The organism is Burkholderia sp. MSMB617WGS, assembly GCF_001532025.2.
In the GTDB taxonomy this organism is placed as follows: domain Bacteria; phylum Pseudomonadota; class Gammaproteobacteria; order Burkholderiales; family Burkholderiaceae; genus Burkholderia; species Burkholderia savannae.
In genome coordinates this window covers 141,800-156,062 of the sequence record NZ_CP013457.1, presented here as the reverse complement: position 1 = coordinate 156,062, position 14,263 = coordinate 141,800, and the positions used below count along the sequence as shown (strand labels likewise).

Below are 14,263 nucleotides of genomic sequence, written 5' to 3'. Positions count from 1 at the left end.
CTTGAGGTCGGGATCTTGTCCGGGCGGGGTCTCGCCCGGTCGCGCGCGCGCCGCGCGCGTCAGAGGCTGCGCAGACGGCGCGCGCCTTCGATCAGCGTCGCGTCGTCCTTCGAAAAACTGAGGCGGATGCAGCCGGTGTTCGCGCCGTCCGCGTAGAACGCGGACAGCGGGATCGTCGCGACGCGCGCGTCGCGAATCGCGCGCAGCACGAAATCGGCGTCGGACTCGCCGGAAAAATGCCGAAAGCGCGCGAGCATGAAGAACGAGCCCTCGCTCGGCAGCAGCTCGAAACGCGAGCCGGCAAGCTCGCGCACGAGCAGGTCGCGCTTGCGCTCGTAGAACGCGCCGAGTTCGAGATAGCTCGACGGCTCGGCGAGCGCGTCGGCGAACGCGTGCTGCATCGGCGTGTCGGCCGCGAACGTCATGAACTGGTGCACCTTGCGCAGCTCGCGCGTGAGCTCGACGGGCGCGAGGCAATAGCCGACGCGCCAGCCCGTCACGTGATACGACTTGCCGAACGACGACACGATCACGCTGCGCTCGGCGAGCGCGCGATGACGCGCCATGCTGTGATGGCGCGCGCCGTCGAACACGACGTGTTCGTACACCTCGTCGGACAGGATCACGATGTCAGTGCCCGCGGTGAGCTGCGCGAGGCGCGCGATGTCGGCGTCGCCGAAGATCGTCGCGGTCGGGTTGTGCGGCGTGTTGACGATCAGCATCCGTGTGCGCGGCGTGATGTTGGCGGCCACTTCGTCCCAGTTCACGCGAAAGCGCTCGGGCGAGAGACTGATCGCGACGGGCGTTGCGCCCTGCAGGCGCACGATCGGCGCGTAGCTGTCGAACGACGGCTCGAAGTAGATCACTTCGTCGCCCGGATGCACGAGCGCGCTGATCGTCGCGTAGAGCCCCTCGCTCGCGCTCGCGACGACGGTAATTTCGGATTCCGGATCGTAGCGCGCGCCGTACAGGCGCTCCGTCTTGACCGCGAGCGCCTCGCGCAGCGCGGCGACGCCCGCCATCGGCGCGTACTGGTTGTGTCCGTCGCGCATCGCGCGCGCGACGCGCTCGACGAGCGCCGGATCGGGCGCGAAATTCGGCGCGCCCTGCGACAGATTCAGCGCCTGGTGCTCGGCGGCGAGCTGGCCGATGACCGTGAAGATCGTCGTGCCGACGTCGTGCAGCTTCGAACGGGGCGCGGCGGCGCTCTGCATGGCTCCTCCTCGTTTCGTGGACAGGCGCGCCGGCCGTTGCCGATGCGCGGGGTAACGGTGCCGATTTGGCCCGAGCCAATATCCGGCGACAATCGAAAGTTCGTCATGGAAGGCATGACGAAAACTCATGCATTGGATTGATGGCGGAGGCTGGACGCGAGGAACGGCTTGATTGCTCCGTGCGGCCGGAGTGCCGCCGAGGGCCTTCGGGCGGAAGATGCGGGCGGTTGGCGAGCAGCAGTCTCGGTAATAGGGTCGAAACTTTCGATGGATCGATGGATCGATGGATCGATGGATCGATGGATCGGCGGATCGGCGGATCGGCGGGTCAGCAGGTCAGCAGGTCAGCAGGTCAGCAGGTCAGCAGGTCAGCAGGTCAGCAGGTCAGCAGGTCAGCAGGTCAGCAGGTCGGCAGGTCGGCGGATTGTCCATTCAGCCGCTCGGCCATCCAGCAGCCCGACGGTTCAATGGCCCGGAAGTTGAACGACAGACAGCGCAACAAAACAACCGGGAAATTCGCAGATCGAGGCAAACATTCACCCAGCGAGAGACTTCGCAAAACCCGCCGAAATCGCCCAATCGCCCGCCGCCGCGCACCACGCCCGATGCCGCTCGTCGGAGCGGCATCGGCAACACATCCCGCTCATCCGGCAGCCGCCTACCCCGCCGCCTCGTCATCGGCCTCGGCCGCGAGATACGCGTCCACCGCCCGATGCAGCTCGCCGCGCAACTGCGCGACGTCGACATCCGCCCCTTGCGTGAGCAGCGACTGCGACACCCACCCGTAGCACAGCGCATGCACGACGCGCGCCGCCACGCCGAGCCGCGCTTCAGCCGGCGCATCGCTCGCGCCGGCGAGCGCATCGCGCCACAGCGCGACGTAGTCGTCGTAATGCCGGCGATACGCGTCGATCGGCGAGACCTTGCGCTCGAGCGTGAACATCGCGGCCCACACCCGCGCGTCCTGCTCGAGCGCATCGATCTGCGCGTCGACGAGCGCGGCCGCGATCGCCCGGCGGCGCGCGCCGCGCCGCGTATCGACGACGCCCCGCATCCGCGTCGCGATCGTCTTCACGTAATGATGGATCGTGAGCGCGGCGAGACTCTCCTTGTCGCCGAAATACTCGTAGAACGTGCCGACGCTCACGCCTGCAACCGCGGCGATCTCGCGGATCGTCGCCTTCGCGTAGCCGCGCTCGAGCAAAACCTGAACAAACGCCTGCTGCAGCGCCTCCGAGCTCGCGTGCGCGCGACGCTGCCGCGGACGGCGGCGCAAGGCCGGCTGCGGCTGAGCGATCGACCGCTCGTCGGGCGCGGAAACCTGAACATGTCGCGAAGTCATCTTTGCTAACCTGATCGAGCCGAACAACAACACGGAGACGCCCATCATGGCCTGGTCGACCCACGAGGTGAGCAACCAGTTCGACGAATTGACCGACTATAACCTCTTCGCGACCGACGCCGCGCTGGGTGAAATGCTCGAACGCGCGGGCGCGTCGTGGGCCGCGCCGCGGCTCGGCGCATACGGCGCGCGGCTCGGCGCGCGCGACACCGCGCAACAGGCCGAGGACGCGAACCGCCACGCTCCGGAGCTGAACGCGTTCGATCGCCGCGGCCGCCGGATCGACCGCGTCGATTTCCACCCGAGCTGGCACGCGCTCCTCGGCCTCTATCGCGAGCAGGGCCTGATCTCGCTTGCGTTGCGCGAATCGCGCGCGGGCCGCTGGGCGGCGAACGCGGCGGGCTTCTATCTGCACGGCCAGATCGAGGCGGGCACGCTGTGTCCGGCGACGATGACGCAGGCGAGCATCCCGGTCCTCCGGAAAGAGCCCGCGCTGTGGGCGCAATTGAAAGACAAGCTCTACAGCGACGTCCACGACCCCCGCGACGTGCCGATCGACGCGAAGCAGTCGATCTTGATCGGCATGGGGATGACCGAAAAGCAGGGCGGCTCGGATGTGCGCGCGAACACGACGATCGCGGTGCCCGTCGGCGCGGGCGGCCGCGGCGGCGACTATCTGCTGCGCGGCCACAAATGGTTCTTCTCCGCGCCGATGTGCGATGCGCACCTTGTCGTCGCGCGCACCAAATCGGGCGGCCCGTCGTGCTTCTACGTGCCGCGCTGGCGGCCGGACGGCACGAAGAACGCGGTGCTGATCCAGCGCCTGAAGAACAAGGTCGGCAACCGCAGCAACTCGAGCAGCGAGATCGAGCTCGGCGACGCGTGGGGCGTGATGCTCGGCGAGGAAGGCCGCGGCATTCCGACGATCATCGAAATGGCGACCTACACGCGCCTGAACTGCGTGCTCGGCAGCGCGGCGATCCTGCGCCAGGGGCTCGTGCAGGCGATCGCGTACACGCGGCGGCGTCACGCGTTCGGCCGCGCGCTCGCCGAGCAGCCGCTGATGCGCGCGGTGCTCGCCGATCTCGCGCTCGAAAGCGAAGCGGCGCTCGCGCTCGCGATGCGGCTCGCGCAGGCGTTCGAGCGCGACGAGCACGCGTGGACGCGCATCGTCACGCCGGCCGCGAAATTCTGGGTCTGCAAGCGTGCGGTCGAGGCCGCGGGCGAAGTGATGGAAGTATTCGGCGGCAACGGCTATGTCGACGACGGCCCGATCGCGCGGCTGTTCCGCGAGGCGCCCGTCAATTCGATCTGGGAAGGCTCGGGCAACGTGATGTGCCTCGACGTGATGCGCGCGATCGCGCGCGAGCCCGACGCGGCGCACGTGCTCGTCGACGAGCTGCACGCGCTCGGCGGCCGCGATGCGCGGATTCGCGCGGAGCTCGACGCGCTGCGCGCGCTGCTCGGCACGCCGCCCGACGCGCTCGAAGCGCTCGGCCGCGTGCTCGCGCAACGCATCGCGCTCGTCGCGCAGGCGTGTCTCCTGCTCGACGCGGCGCCCGCCTTCGTCAGCGACGGCTTCATCGCGACTCGCTTCGGCGAGCCGGCCTGGGGCCGCGTGACCGGCGCGCTCGATTCGCGCCGCGTGGACGTCGCCGCGCTGCTGCAACGCGCATACGCCGCGTGAGTGTGTGAGTGTGTGAGTGTGTGAGCCTGTGAGCGTGCGACCGTGCGACCGTGCGCGGCGCGCGCTACGCCGCGCCGGCATTAGGCCCAGCCGGCTCCGCCGGCACGGCGCGACATGCGGCGCCTCGCCCGAAGCCGACCGCCGCATGTCGCGCCGCATCCGCCCGAACGATCGCCCGCAGAACGAACGGAGCCCGAAGCGATGAACCTGATTGCCGCACTCGATCGCGCCGCGCGCGCGACGCCCGACAAACCGTTCCTGCGCTACGACGGCGCGACGATCACGTACCGGCACATGCAGCGGCGCTCGCGGCGCGCGGCCGAGGTGCTCGCCGCGCTCGGCATCGCGCCGGGCGAGCGCGTCGCCGCGATGTGCTTCAACACGCCCGCGTTCTTCGATCTGCTCTTCGGCGCGTGGCGCATCGGTGCGGCCGTCGTGCCGATCAACCACAAGCTGCAGGCGCCGGAAGTCGACTACATCCTCGGTCACAGCGCGAGCCGCGCGGTGCTGTTCGACGCCGCGCTCGCGCCCGTGCTCGCGAAGGTCGAGCACGGCGCGCAACGTCTCGCGACCGAGGGCGAGGCGAACGGCGCCGCGCCGTTCGACCGCCTCGTCGCGGATGCGGCCGGCATCGCGTCCGGCACGCCCGACGACACCGCGCTCGCCGAGATCCTCTACACGTCCGGCACGACGGGACGCCCGAAGGGCTGCATGCACAGCCACCGGACGGTCGCGCTCGCCGCCGCGACGAGCGCGCTCGCGCTGTCGATGACCGAGCGCGAGCGCACGCTGACGGCGATGCCGATCTGGCACGCGTCGCCGCTCAACAACTGGTTCGGCGGCACGCTCTACGTGGGCGGCACCGTCGTGCTGATGCGCGACTATCATCCGCTGCGCTTTCTTCAGACGGTCGAAGCCGAGCAGGCGACGCTGTACTTCGGCGCGCCCGTGTCGTACACGCTGCCGCTCGATACGATCGCCGATTTCGCGTCGTTCGACCTGACGAGCATGCGCGCCTGGCTGTACGGCGGCGGGCCGATCGGCGCGGAGCTCGCGCGCCGATTGATGCATGCGTACCGCAGCGAGGCGTTCTATCAGGTGTACGGAATGACCGAGACGGGGCCCGCCGGCACCGTGCTGTACCCGTTCGAGCAGACCATGAAGGCCGGTTCGATCGGCCGTCGGGGCACGCCGGGCGTTGACGTGCGGGTCGTGACCGCGTCGGGCGGCGACGCGCGGCCAGGCGAGATCGGCGAAATCCTGCTGCGCGCGGACAGCATGATGCTCGGCTATCTCGACGCCCCCGACGCGACGCGCGCCGCGTTCGCGGACGACGGCTGGTATCGCAGCGGCGACGTCGCGCGCATCGACGACGACGGCTATCTGTTCGTCGTCGACCGGATCAAGGACATGATCGTGACGGGCGGCGAGAACGTCTATTCGAAGGAAGTCGAGGACGTGCTGACCGCGCATCCGGCCGTCGCGGAGGCGGCCGTGATCGGTCGCGCGCATCCGGAATGGGGCGAAACCGTGGTCGCGCACGTCGTGCTGCGCGCGGCCGGCGGCACGAGCGGCGCCGAAGGCGCGGTCGATGCCGACGCGCTGCGCGCGTTCTGCGAAACACGCCTCGCCGCCTACAAGATCCCGCGCGAATACGTGTTCGCCGAGCGCCTGCCGCGCACGCCGACGGGCAAGCTGCAGAAGTACCTGCTGCGCGCACGCGGCGCGTGACGCGACTGCGGCGCACCGTCTGCGCCGTCTTCTTCGCCGCCCGTGCGTCCGGAAAAAACGAAGCCCCGAGTCCGCTTGCGCAGCCTCGGGGCCCGTCGTGATCCACATCGATGCGCGCCGCGAACGCCGCTAGGCGACGCCCGCGTCACGCCGCACGGCGCTTACTTGCCGCCGATGCTCTTGAGCGGCTTCCACTCGCCCTTCTCGACCTTGTACATCGTGATGCCGCCGTTGCGCAGGTCGCCCTTCGTGTCGTACGCGATGTGCGTCGACGTGACGCCCGCCATGTCGGTCTTCGCGAGCAGCGGCAGGTACTTCGCCGGATCGGTCGAATTTGCCTTCTTCATCGCGTTGAACATCGCCATCGCGCCGTCGTAAGCGTACGGCGAGTACGTCTGCACGTCTTCGCCGAAGCGCTTCTTGTACTTGTCCGCGTACGACTTGCCGCCGGGCATTTCGTCGAGCGGCAGGCCGGCGAGCGAAGCGATCGAGCCTTCGGCCGCGTCGCCCGCGATTTTCAGGAACGTCGGCGTGTGCACCATTTCGCCGCCCATCAGCGGCGCCGCGACGCCGAGCGACTTCATCTGCTTGGCCATCGGCGCGGCCTGCGAATCCGCGCCGCCGTAGTAGACGAGATCCGGCTTCGACGCCTTCAGCTTCGTCAGGATCGCCTTGAAGTCGACAGCCTTGTCGTTCGTGAATTCGCGATCGACGATCGTCGCGCCCGCCGCCTTCGCCGCCTTCTCGAACTGGTCGGCGAGACCCTGGCCGTACGCGGTGCGATCGTCGACGATCGCGATCTTCTTCATGCCGAGATCCTTCACCGCGAACGCGCCCGCGACCGAGCCCTGCTGCGTGTCGGACGTCATCATCCGGAAGGTCGTCTTGTAGCCCTGCGTCGTGTACTCGGGCGCGGTTGCCATCGCGATCTGCGGGATGCCCGCGTTCGCGTAGATGCGCGAGGCCGGGATCGTCGTGCCCGAGTTGAAGTGGCCAAGCATGCCCTTGATGCCGTCGTCGACGAGCTTCTGCGCAACCGTCGTGCCGGTGCGCGGGTCGGCCTGGTCGTCCTGCATGTCGAGCACGAACTTCACCGGCTTGCCGCCGATCGTGGGCTTCGTCGCATTGAAGTCCTCGATCGCGAGCACGATGCCGTTCTGCATATCCTTGCCGTAGTGCGCCTGCGCGCCCGTCATCGGCGCCGCGAAGCCGATCTTGACGTCATCCGCGTGCGCCGTCCCCGCGAGCGACATGACCGCGACGAACGTCGCGCCTGCCAGCTTTTTCATCGTGTGTTGCATATCTTCTCCTAGTACCAGGGTAAATGGAGCGACTTCGGGTTCGCCTTGCCGCTTCCGTTTCATGAGGCGAAGGGCAAGGATTGCTCAGCCAATCGTCATCAAATTCGCATTGCCGCCTGCCGCCGCGGTGTTCACGCTCACCGAGCGTTCGGTGAGAAGCCGCTCGAGCGCGTAATCTTCGTCGTCGCCGTTCTCGAACGCGCCCGCCGCCACGCCTTGCACCGATACGATCGGCCCGGGGCGCTGCGCAACCTCCTTCACGAGCGCGAGCAGCTCGTCGCTGTCGCCTTCGAACAGCGCCGCGTCGAACGCCGCGTCCGCCTGCTTCCTCACGCCCGCATGCGCCTTCAGCGACGCCGGCAGCGCCGCGGCGAGCGCCTCGCCCGCCGCGCCCGCGAACAACGCGCGGTTGCCGGTCGCGAGCACCGCCGCGAACTGCGCGCGCGCGCCGCTCGGCGTCGCCGCGATGCACAGCACGGTGCCGCGCGCGCCGAGTGTATACGTATTGCGTTCGCCTGTCGGCCCCGCGAGCACCGCGGTCGCACCGGCCAGCACGTGCGCCAGATAGCCGTCGCAGCGCGCGGCGAGCGCCGGCTCGCGCTGCTCGAGCAGCCAGTCGCGCAGCGCGGTCAGCGCGGCGGACGGATTATCGCGCGTCTCGCCGTCCTGCGGCGCATCGGCGACGAGCGACGCCTCGAGCGACCTCGGCAGCCCCGCCGGGCGCGTCGCGAGGAGGCGCTGCAGATACAGCGCGCCGCCCGCCTTCGGCCCCGTGCCCGACAGCCCTTCGCCGCCGAACGGCTGCACGCCGACCACCGCGCCGATCACGTTGCGGTTCACGTAGATGTTGCCGACGTGCGCGCGCGAGATCACGTGCGCGATCGTCTCGTCGATCCGCGTGTGGATGCCGAGCGTGAGGCCGTAGCCCGTCGCGCGGATCTGCTCGAGCAGCTTGTCGAGGCCGCTGCGGCGATAGCGGACGACGTGCAGCACCGGGCCGAACACTTCGCGCTTCAGCTCGTCGACGTTGCTGATCTCGATGATCGTCGGCGGCACGAACGTGCCTTGCGCGCAGGCTTCCGGCATCGCGAGCTGCGTGACCGCGTGGCCCTTGTCCTTCATCGCCGCGACGTGCGCGTCGATCGTGCGCTTCGCGTCGGCGTCGATCACCGGGCCGACGTCCGCCGACAGGCGATCCGGGTTGCCGAGCGCGAGCTCCTGCATCGCGCCCTTGAGCATCGTCAGCGTGCGATCCGCGACGTCGTCCTGCAGACACAGAACGCGCAGCGCCGAACAGCGTTGGCCGGCCGAGTCGAACGACGACTGCATCACGTCGGCGACGACCTGCTCCGCGAGCGCCGACGAATCGACGATCATCGCGTTCTGGCCGCCCGTCTCGGCGATCAGCGGAATCGGCTTGCCGTCCGGATCGAGGCGCGACGACAGCGTCTTGTTGATGAGGCGCGCGACTTCGGTCGAGCCGGTGAACATCACCGCGCGCGTGCGCGGATCGGCGACGAGCGCCGCGCCCACCGTCTCGCCGTTGCCGGGCAGGAGCTGCACCGCGCCCGCCGGCACGCCGGCGTCGCGCAGCAGGCGCACCGCCTGCGCGGCGATCAGCGGCGTCTGCTCGGCGGGCTTCGCGAGCACCGTGTTGCCGGCCGCCAGGGCGGCGGCCACCTGGCCCATGAAGATCGCGAGCGGGAAGTTCCACGGGCTGATGCAGACGACGGGGCCGAGCGGACGGTGCGTATCGTTCGAGAACTCGTCGCGGATCTGCGCCGAGTAGTAGCGCAGGAAATCGACCGCCTCGCGGATTTCGGCGATCGCGTTCGGCAGCGACTTGCCCGCCTCGCGCACGATCAGGCCCATCAGCGTGTGCATCTGCGCTTCGAGCAGGTCGGCCGCGCGCGCGAGGCAGTCGGCGCGCGCGTCCACGGGCGTCGCCTGCCAGATCGGCGCGGCCGCGACCGCGTGCGCGAGCGCCGCGCTCACCTGCTCGGGCGTCGCCTCGCTGACCGTGCCCACGACGTCGCGCAGATCGGCCGGATTGCGCACGTCGCGCGGCGCGGCGTGCGCGAGCGCTTCGTCGGCGAGCATCGGCGCGGCGCGCCACGGATGATGCGCGCTCGCGAGCAGCGCCGACGACAGCGACGCGAGCCGATGCTCGTTCGACAGATCGAGGCCCATCGAATTGAGGCGCGCGGCGCCGTACAGCTCGCGCGGCAGCGGGATCTTCGCGTGCGGCGCGCCGAGCGGCACGACTTTCCCGGCTTCCTCGACCGGATCGGCGACGAGCTCCTTCACCGACACCGTCTTGTCGGCGATGCGGTTCACGAACGACGTGTTCGCGCCGTTCTCGAGCAGGCGGCGCACGAGGTAGGCGAGCAGCGTCTCGTGCGTGCCGACGGGCGCGTACACGCGGCACGGGCGGTTCAGCTTGTCGCGGCCGGTGACTTCCTCGTAAAGCGGCTCGCCCATCCCGTGCAGACACTGGAATTCGTACTGGCCGGGGTAGTAGTTCTGGCCCGCGAGGTGATAGATCGCGGCGAGCGTGTACGCGTTGTGCGTCGCGAACTGCGGATAGACGGCGTCGGGCGCCGCAAGCAGCTTCTTCGCGCACGCGAGGTACGACACGTCGGTGTAGATCTTGCGCGTGTAGACCGGATAGCCTTCGAGGCCGTCCACTTGCGCGCGCTTGATCTCGGAATCCCAGTACGCGCCCTTCACGAGGCGGATCATCAGGCGATGGCGGCTGCGGCGCGCGAGGTCGACGAGATAATCGATCACGAACGGGCAGCGCTTCTGGTACGCCTGAACGACGAAGCCGATGCCGTTCCAGCCGGCGAGCTCCGAATCGAAGCACAGCGCCTCGAGCAGATCGAGCGACAGCTCGAGCCGGTCCGCCTCCTCGGCGTCGATGTTCAGGCCGATGTCGTAGCGGCGCGCGAGCAGCGCGAGCGAGCGCACGCGCGGCAGCAGCTCGCTCATCGTGCGCTCCTGCTGCGAGCGCGAGTAGCGCGCATGCAGCGCCGACAGCTTGATCGAGATGCCCGGGCCCTCGTAGATGCCGCGGCCGCCGGCCGCCTTGCCGATCGCGTGGATCGCCTGTTCGTACGACGCGTAGTAGCGCAGCGCGTCCTCTTCGGTGGTCGCCGCCTCGCCGAGCATGTCGTACGAGTAGCGGAAGCCGCGCGCCTCGAACTTGCGGCTGTTCGCGAGCGCTTCGGAAATCGTCTCGCCCGTGACGAACTGCTCGCCCATCAGGCGCATCGCCATGTCGACGCCCTTCCTGATCAGCGGCTCGCCGCCCTTGCCGATCAGGCGCGTGAGCGCCGATGAGAGGCCGGCTTCGCTGTTCGTCGTGACGAGCTTGCCCGTGATCATCAGGCCCCAGGTGGCCGCGTTGACGAACAGGGACGGCGCGTGGCCGACATGCGAGCGCCAGTCGCCCTTGCTGATCTTGTCGCGGATCAGGGCGTCGCGCGTCGCGCGGTCGGGGATGCGCAGCAGCGCCTCGGCGAGGCACATCAGCGCGACGCCTTCCTGGCTCGACAGCGAGAATTCGTGGATCAGCCCTTCGACGCCGCCGCCCGAGCTCTTCTCGCGCAGCGCCTCGACGAGGCCCGCGGCCATCGACTGGACATCCGACGCGAGGCTCGCCGGCAGCCGCGCCTCGCCGATCAGGAACGGCACGCATTCGGGCTCCGGACGCCGGTACGCGGCCGTGATCGCCGCGCGCAGCACCGACTGCGGCTGCACGTTCTGCGCGAATTCGAGGAACGGATGCGGCGCGCCGTCATCGTCGCCGTCGGCGTGGCCGTCGGACAGATCGGCCGCGCCCGTGTGACCGGAGAGCTCCGGCGGCAGCTGCCCGTGCTCGATCCGCTCGAGATAAGCGAAGATCGCCTGCTTGATCAGCCAGTGAGGAGTGCGCTCGAGGCGCGATGCCGCGTCCTTCAGACGCGAGCGGAGCAGATCGTCGACTTTGACGCCCAGTGTGGTGCTTGCCATGATTTTCTTCTAGCGCCGACCCGATGCCGGCCAAGGACTTTAAAAGATCGCAAAATCCTAAGACACCCAATAAAAAGGTGCAACCATATCGCACACCTGGTTGCACCCGAACAAATTCCTTTGTTATCAATGAATTAGCTGAAAATCCGCGGCGCGCGCACCACTTTGATCGATCGGTATTTTCCCTGATCCTGTCAGTTTTACTGGCTCGCTTTCCGTGGCAATCTGGCGTGATATCGGATTCGCGCGCACCCGCTGCCCGCGGACGCGAAGGAGAAAGTGGATGGACGGATGGGTAGTGATCGGCATCGTGCTCGCCGCGTGGATCGCGGGCGCGATCGTCTTCGTGCACCGCGCGTCGGCGGTGTTCTTTCAGGCGCTAGGCTGCACGCACGGCACGAGGAAAAGCAAGCGCGACGCGCCGCTCGCCGGGCTGCGCCAAGCGCACGAATGACGCGCCGTCAGATGTCGAGCGGATCGACTTCGACGCTCCAGCGCAGCACGCCTTTCAGCTCGCGCAGCAACGGCTGCCAAGCGCGCAGCGTGTGCTGAAGCACCGCGCGCGACGCGCTCTCGATCAGCAGTTGCGCGCGATGGACGTTCGCCACCTTGACGATCGTCATCGGCACGGCGTCGTAGACGGTCACGCGGTCCGCGCCCGGCAGCGTCGAAAACGCGTCGGCCGCCTGCTGTAAAAACGCCAGCGCCGCATCGAGCGTGCGCCCCTCGGCGCGCAGCAGCGCCTGATAGACGAACGGCGGCAGATGCGCGTCGCGCCGCTCGCCGAGCGTCGAGCTCGCAAACCCGACGTAATCTTGCCGCGCGAGCGCGTGATAAAGCGCGTGACGCGGGTAGCGCGTCTGGATCAGCACCTCGCCCGCCAGCCCCGCGCGCCCCGCGCGGCCGCTCACCTGCATGAGTTGCGCGAACAGCCGCTCGCTCGCGCGGAAATCGTGCGAGAAAAGCGCGGTGTCGGCGTTCAGCACGCCGACGAGCGACACCCGCTGGAAATCGTGCCCCTTCGCGATCATTTGCGTGCCGACGAGGATGTCGACTTCGCCCGCATGCACGTCGGAGAAGAGCGCCTGCGCGCTGCCCTTGCGGCGCGTGCTGTCGGCGTCGATGCGCAAAATTCGCGCGCCCGGCACCGCTAGCGCGAGCGTCTCCTCGACGCGCTGCGTGCCGCGGCCGAGCGGCGCGATGTCGACGTTGCCGCATTCCGGGCACGACCGCGGAATCCGCGCCTCCCAGCCGCAGTGGTGGCAGCGCACCGCGTGCTCGGGCTTGTGCATCACGACGTACGCGCTGCAACGCGGGCAGCCGGCCACCCAGCCGCACGCGTCGCACGCGAGCGCGGGCGCATAGCCGCGCCGGTTCAGGAACACGAGGCTCTGCTCGCCGCGCTCGAGCCGCGCCTTCAGCGCGGCGACGAGCGGCCCGGACAGCCCGCCCATCGACGCGCGGCCGCGCCGCCGCTCCTCTTCGAGATCGACGAGCCGCACCGTGGGCAGCGCCGCGTCGGCGACCGCGCGCTTCGTCAGCGTGAGCCGCTTGTAGCGGCCCTGCTCGGCCTGCCACCAGGTTTCGAGCGACGGCGTCGCCGAGCCGAGCACGACCGGAATCGCGAGCTGCTTCGCGCGCCAGACGGCCAGATCGCGCGCCGAATAGCGCAACCCTTCCTGCTGCTTGTAAGCGGGCTCGTGCTCTTCGTCGACGACGATCATCGCGAGCGCCGGCAGCGACGCGAGCACCGCGAGCCGCGTGCCGAGCACGATCCGCGCGCGGCCGGTATGCGCTGCGAGCCAATGGCGCGCGCGCTCGCCCTCGGCGAGGCCGCTGTGCAGCGTGACGATCGCGTCGGCGGGCAGCGTCGCCGCGAAGCGCGCGCGAAACGCCGCCTCGAACTGCGGCGTCAGGTTGATCTCGGGCACGAGGACGAGCGCCTGCGCATCGGGCCGCCGGTCGAGCAGCGCGGCGAGCGCGCGCAGATACACCTCGGTCTTGCCGCTGCCCGTCACGCCGTGCAGCAGGAACGGCGCGAAGCCGTCCGCCGACGCGATCGCGTCGAGCGCTTCGGCCTGCTGGTCGGTCAGTTGCGGCGGCGTCGCGACCGCGCGCCGCTCGGCTGGGATCGCCGGGTTATCCACACGCTGCGCGCCAGCGTCCGTGATCGCAATTTCGTCGCACGCGGCCCATCCTTGCGCCTGCCAGTCGTCCAGCACCGCAGCAGCCTTCGGATGCAGCGCGCGAACCTCGGCGAGCGACAGCGCGGGCGCATCGGCGAGCGCCTGCGCGAGCCGGCGCAGCGCGGCGCCGCGCGCGGGCAGCGCGTCCGGCAGCGCCGCGCGCCCGGCGTCGAGCAACCGGTAGCGCAATTCGGGCGCGAGCAGGCGCCCCCAGCGCGGCACGTCCCGCAGCGCCTGCGGCAGCGCGGGCAGCGCGACCTCGCCCAGTCCGCGCTGGTAATAGTCGGCCGCGAACGCGGCGAGATCGAGCCATTGCCGCGACAGCGGCGGCAACTCAGCGCACACGGCGTCGACGGCCTTCAGCTTGCCGGCCGGCACGTCCGTGTGAGCGGTCACTTCGCAGACGAGCCCGACCGCGCTGCGGCGGCCGAACGGCACTTGCACGAGCATCCCCGGCACGGCAGGGGCGTCGGCGCGATAGCGGTAGTCGAACAGCGTCGGCAGCGGATGGTCGAGCGCGACGCGCACGAACGCGTCAGCCATCGGTGCGGCACCGCTGAATGCCGCCATGCGCGGCAGGCCAGGCATCCGCGACGCCCGCGAAGTTAAAGTGAAACATCACTTTCGGCGCTAAGTTTTGGATTCTCATTAAGAATCGCGGCGCGTCCGCCGATCCTGTGGATAACTTTGTTGAGAACTCGCCCTCGAGGGCCGCGAAAAGCCGCTGCGCACGGCGATCCACTGCTTTTTCGCGATACGGCGGGCCGGCCGGGAAGCCTTATCCCGCA

General features: G+C 69.3%; 8 protein-coding genes. 3 read left to right on the top strand and 5 right to left on the bottom strand.

The annotated features are described in order from the left end of the window. Positions 1-59 precede the first annotated feature (59 nt). Both WT60_RS00760 and WT60_RS00755 read right to left on the bottom strand, forming a co-directional pair. Positions 60-1,214 carry a pyridoxal phosphate-dependent aminotransferase gene (locus tag WT60_RS00760; RefSeq protein ID WP_059577985.1) on the bottom strand — a complete coding sequence of 385 codons (1,155 nt, stop codon included), beginning with the start codon at positions 1,212-1,214 and terminating at the stop codon, positions 60-62. Positions 1,215-1,872: 658 nt separating this feature from the next. Beyond that, complete coding sequence (locus WT60_RS00755; RefSeq protein ID WP_059671110.1) at positions 1,873-2,556, bottom strand: TetR/AcrR family transcriptional regulator; 684 nt, start codon at positions 2,554-2,556, stop codon at positions 1,873-1,875. 46 nt (positions 2,557-2,602) lie between these two features. Between WT60_RS00755 and WT60_RS00750 the strand changes: the two genes are divergently transcribed. Next, positions 2,603-4,243 (top strand): acyl-CoA dehydrogenase family protein, encoded by a 1,641-nt coding sequence (locus WT60_RS00750; protein WP_060356261.1) that lies wholly within the window; start codon positions 2,603-2,605, stop codon positions 4,241-4,243. Positions 4,244-4,444: 201 nt separating this feature from the next. After that, the gene (locus tag WT60_RS00745) at positions 4,445-5,974 is read left to right on the top strand and encodes an AMP-binding protein (RefSeq protein WP_059577974.1); all 1,530 of its coding nucleotides are present in this window, start codon (positions 4,445-4,447) and stop codon (positions 5,972-5,974) included. A gap of 161 nt (positions 5,975-6,135) precedes the next feature. On the opposite strand, the gene WT60_RS00740 is transcribed toward WT60_RS00745, so the two are convergent. After that, on the bottom strand, positions 6,136-7,275 hold the full coding sequence (locus WT60_RS00740; protein WP_038750192.1) for a branched-chain amino acid ABC transporter substrate-binding protein: 1,140 nt from the start codon (positions 7,273-7,275) through the stop codon (positions 6,136-6,138). Positions 7,276-7,359: 84 nt separating this feature from the next. Beyond that, a complete protein-coding gene (gene putA, locus WT60_RS00735; RefSeq protein WP_038750190.1) occupies positions 7,360-11,289 on the bottom strand; it encodes a trifunctional transcriptional regulator/proline dehydrogenase/L-glutamate gamma-semialdehyde dehydrogenase in 3,930 nt (1,309 codons plus the stop codon). A gap of 283 nt (positions 11,290-11,572) precedes the next feature. Between putA and WT60_RS00725 the strand changes: the two genes are divergently transcribed. Next, positions 11,573-11,743 (top strand): hypothetical protein, encoded by a 171-nt coding sequence (locus WT60_RS00725; RefSeq protein WP_060821430.1) that lies wholly within the window; start codon positions 11,573-11,575, stop codon positions 11,741-11,743. A 7-nt stretch (positions 11,744-11,750) separates the two neighbouring features. Here the strand turns inward: WT60_RS00725 and WT60_RS00720 are convergent, their stop codons facing one another. Then, a complete protein-coding gene (locus WT60_RS00720) occupies positions 11,751-14,018 on the bottom strand; it encodes a primosomal protein N' (RefSeq protein WP_060356260.1) in 2,268 nt (755 codons plus the stop codon). Positions 14,019-14,263 lie beyond the last annotated feature (245 nt).

Bases quoted from the DNA above. Each gene is read 5' to 3' on its own strand.
- WT60_RS00760 (WP_059577985.1), bottom strand. From the start codon at position 1,214: ATGCAGAGCGCCGCCGCGCCCCGTTCGAAGCTGCACGACGTCGGCACG.
- WT60_RS00755 (WP_059671110.1), bottom strand. From the start codon at position 2,556: ATGACTTCGCGACATGTTCAGGTTTCCGCGCCCGACGAGCGGTCGATC.
- WT60_RS00750 (WP_060356261.1), top strand. From the start codon at position 2,603: ATGGCCTGGTCGACCCACGAGGTGAGCAACCAGTTCGACGAATTGACC.
- WT60_RS00745 (WP_059577974.1), top strand. From the start codon at position 4,445: ATGAACCTGATTGCCGCACTCGATCGCGCCGCGCGCGCGACGCCCGAC.
- WT60_RS00740 (WP_038750192.1), bottom strand. From the start codon at position 7,275: ATGCAACACACGATGAAAAAGCTGGCAGGCGCGACGTTCGTCGCGGTC.
- putA (WP_038750190.1), bottom strand. From the start codon at position 11,289: ATGGCAAGCACCACACTGGGCGTCAAAGTCGACGATCTGCTCCGCTCG.
- WT60_RS00725 (WP_060821430.1), top strand. From the start codon at position 11,573: ATGGACGGATGGGTAGTGATCGGCATCGTGCTCGCCGCGTGGATCGCG.
- WT60_RS00720 (WP_060356260.1), bottom strand. From the start codon at position 14,018: ATGGCTGACGCGTTCGTGCGCGTCGCGCTCGACCATCCGCTGCCGACG.